Source organism: Rothia sp. HMSC071F11 (genome assembly GCF_001809115.1).
Taxonomy (GTDB): Bacteria; Actinomycetota; Actinomycetes; order Actinomycetales; family Micrococcaceae; genus Rothia; species Rothia dentocariosa.
This window is the reverse complement of the sequence record NZ_KV795763.1, coordinates 275,543-278,349: the sequence shown is the minus strand read 5'-3', so window position 1 is coordinate 278,349 and position 2,807 is coordinate 275,543. Positions and strand designations below refer to the sequence as shown.

The 2,807-nt window shown below is 53.2% G+C and carries 3 protein-coding genes; all 3 read left to right on the top strand.

Going from position 1 to position 2,807, the window contains the following annotated elements; all coding sequences use genetic code 11:
- Window positions 1–647: DUF6318 family protein (locus tag HMPREF2554_RS09160; RefSeq protein WP_070554869.1), on the top strand; the 647-nt coding region annotated here is incomplete at its 5' end.
- 130 nt (window positions 648–777) lie between these two features.
- Window positions 778–1,566, top strand: a complete 789-nt coding sequence (locus tag HMPREF2554_RS09155; protein ID WP_004006402.1) for a DUF6318 family protein — start codon at window positions 778–780, stop codon at window positions 1,564–1,566.
- Between the two features lie 228 nt (window positions 1,567–1,794).
- Complete coding sequence (locus tag HMPREF2554_RS09150; protein WP_049775430.1) at window positions 1,795–2,562, top strand: DUF6318 family protein; 768 nt, start codon at window positions 1,795–1,797, stop codon at window positions 2,560–2,562.
- Window positions 2,563–2,807 lie beyond the last annotated feature (245 nt).

Sequence of the window (2,807 nt, the reverse complement as noted above, 5' to 3'; positions counted from 1 at the left end):
TGGCGGGTGCTGCCTCTGCGACCGTGGCGCTTGCTGCGTGCTCTGGAGGCGTTAACGGTGTCAGCTCTCAAAGCGAGCGCACCGACTTTAGCGGCGAGATCAAGTTCGATAACTTTGACACTTCTGCGGGAGAATACAAGCCCGCAACCAAGGATCACCCCGCCGAAAATGTGCCGAAGCCGAAGAAGCCGGATAACGCTAACGAAAAGTCAGCGGCAGGTTTTTACTCGTCTATCGGCTACCTTTTTGCATCCTTCCAGTACTTCTTCGAGTCTTTTGACCTCGAACCCCTGATGGAGGTTATGGTAGACAACACCGGACAGAAGGTGCCTGCGCCGCAATTTGAGCAGCTTAAGCAGATGGGCACCGGGGGAGTCGTGTGGTTTTATGACATGAAAATTACCAGTAGCCTCAAGACCCCGCAGCCGAAGATGGACGGCGACACCTATACCTGGGATGGAAGCGTTACCATAAAAATCGGCGGTATGGGTGGTCGTGGGGGCATGGGCCGGGAACTGAACAAGGAACAGAGTCAAGACGTTACGTTCAAGGGAACCTATAAGGACGGTCAGTGGCGTATGACAGACCCAGAGCCCACTTCAACATCCGGAAGCTCATCGAGCTCCGGTTCGCTGTTTGGCATCTAGCGAAATTTTACGGCGAGAGTATTCATTTCTCGTTATCGTGATGGATAGCGGGTATATGCATATGCTGTTGCTGTACCTCCGATGATCGATACCACCCGAGTGTCAGGGCTTGGGTTCCGAAAGGACTAGCATGTCTTCATTGAATATCTCTCGCCGTTCCGCGCTTGGGCTCCTTGGCGCCGGTTCTGCGGCGGTGGCTCTTGCTGCCTGTTCCGGGGCAAATAATGCCGGCGGGTCAGGCTCCTCCGCATCCGGTGGCCAAGACCAAAAGGACTACAGCGGCGAGGTGAAATTCGACAATTACGACACCTCTGCAGGTAAGTACGAGCCCGGCACCAAGGAACAGCCCCCGAAGAACTTTCCCAAGCCCCTCAAACCAGAGCAGATGGGTGAGAAATCCGTGGCTGGTTTTTATGCGGCTATCGGGTACATGGTTGCGGCATGGCAGTACTTTAATAACGCCAATGATCCTGCCCCATTTATGGAAGTTGCTCTCGATCCTCAGGGGAATAAGCTCCCTGCCGATCAGGTTCAGCAAGCTGTTGAAGAACGGAAAAAGCAAAAAACCTGGGCTGAGGACCATAAGCTGACTGCTATTCTGGATTCCCCGCAACCCAAAACCGATGGTGACACCTATACCTGGAACGGAAAGATGAAGGCTACCAACGGCTCCTTCGTCGTGATCGGTGGTCAGGCAATGGATATCCCCGAAGAGCAGCGGACAGAAGAAGCGCCTGCGGTCTTCAAAGGAATTTATAAAGACGGTACCTGGTGGTTGTCCTATCCTCAACAAAACAGCGGAGGTTCTTCAGACGCTCAGGGTGGCTCCCAGAATCAGCAGCAGGGACAGAACCAGCAGCAAACCCCGCAGCAGCAGGCTCCGCAGGAAGGCGCATCCGGCAGCGGCGGGGCACAGTAGCAATACCGCACAAGCTCGTCTAGGAGAACCGAGTGTAGGTTCCTACTTAAAGAAAACCCGCAGGAAACACGGTGTTCTTGCGGGTTTTCCGCGCTCTTAGCTGAATCTTTGCTCAGGGAACGATTAAATCTCGCATGAATTTCTACATCATGTACACAATGGGAATACATCCAACCACAGTTTGCGCCTTGATGCACGGGTAAAAGGCGCTGAAAGGACACCATTTCGATGCCCTCCCACACCTCCCGTCGTTTTCCTCGCCGTTCCGCGCTCACATTGTTGGGCATAGGCTCAGCGGGATTTATCGCCTCCTGCCTATCAAGAAACCAAGGATCTGCCACAAACTCTGATGAAACCCGCACCGATTTCGCGGGTGAGGTTAAATTCGATACATATGATGAATCTGCAGGAGCCTTTAAACCCGCAACTCGTGATCATCCGGCTCAGAACGTGCCTGTGCCCATCAGACCCGAGCATATGAACGATAAATCTGTGCAGGGGCTTTACAATACGATCGCCTATATTTCCGCCGCCCTCCAATATATGAACGCCACCGGCAACACCCGGTTTTATGATGAAAGCGCCGCCGCAGAGCCGGGACATAGCGTCATGCGCGGCGAAAAAGACGAAAAAGCGTTCTCTTTAATGCGTGAAGGGCGCGTCTGGTTCGATAACCCCGCAGCCACAGTAACCCTCAAAACCTCCGAACCGACTATCAAGGGCGATACCTACACCTGGGAAGGAAAGACCACCCTCGATTACGGAACCTTTCAGGTGGGCGAGAAAGAGACCGTGAACCTTTCTCTCGCGAAACGGTACGAAGTTGCCCAGACCACCTTCACCGCGGTGCATCGTGACGGCCGCTGGTGGTGTAAGGTGAGCGTTCCTGAAAAGATTGTGGGAGCCCCCGAAAGAACTGATCTTTTCTCGCATTTTAGGATGCGTGTAGAAGACCTAACCCCTACGCCGGTGCCTACACCGGAGGCAAAGAAATAAGGCGCTGAGGGTTTTCGGTTATGGATGTGCGTACCAGCAAATAGTCAGCTGAATGGCCTCAACCTGGGAATATGCAGAAATACCTGCGGCAATCCCAAGCATAAATCATGGCGCATGGCAGGATAGTTAGAGGTAACCCAACCACAAGGAGCGCTCATGCTCTCTGCCCTAAACACGGATATCTTATTGTTATCCGGGCATAAGTAAGGCGCCGAAAGGAATACTATGAATATCCCAGCACATTA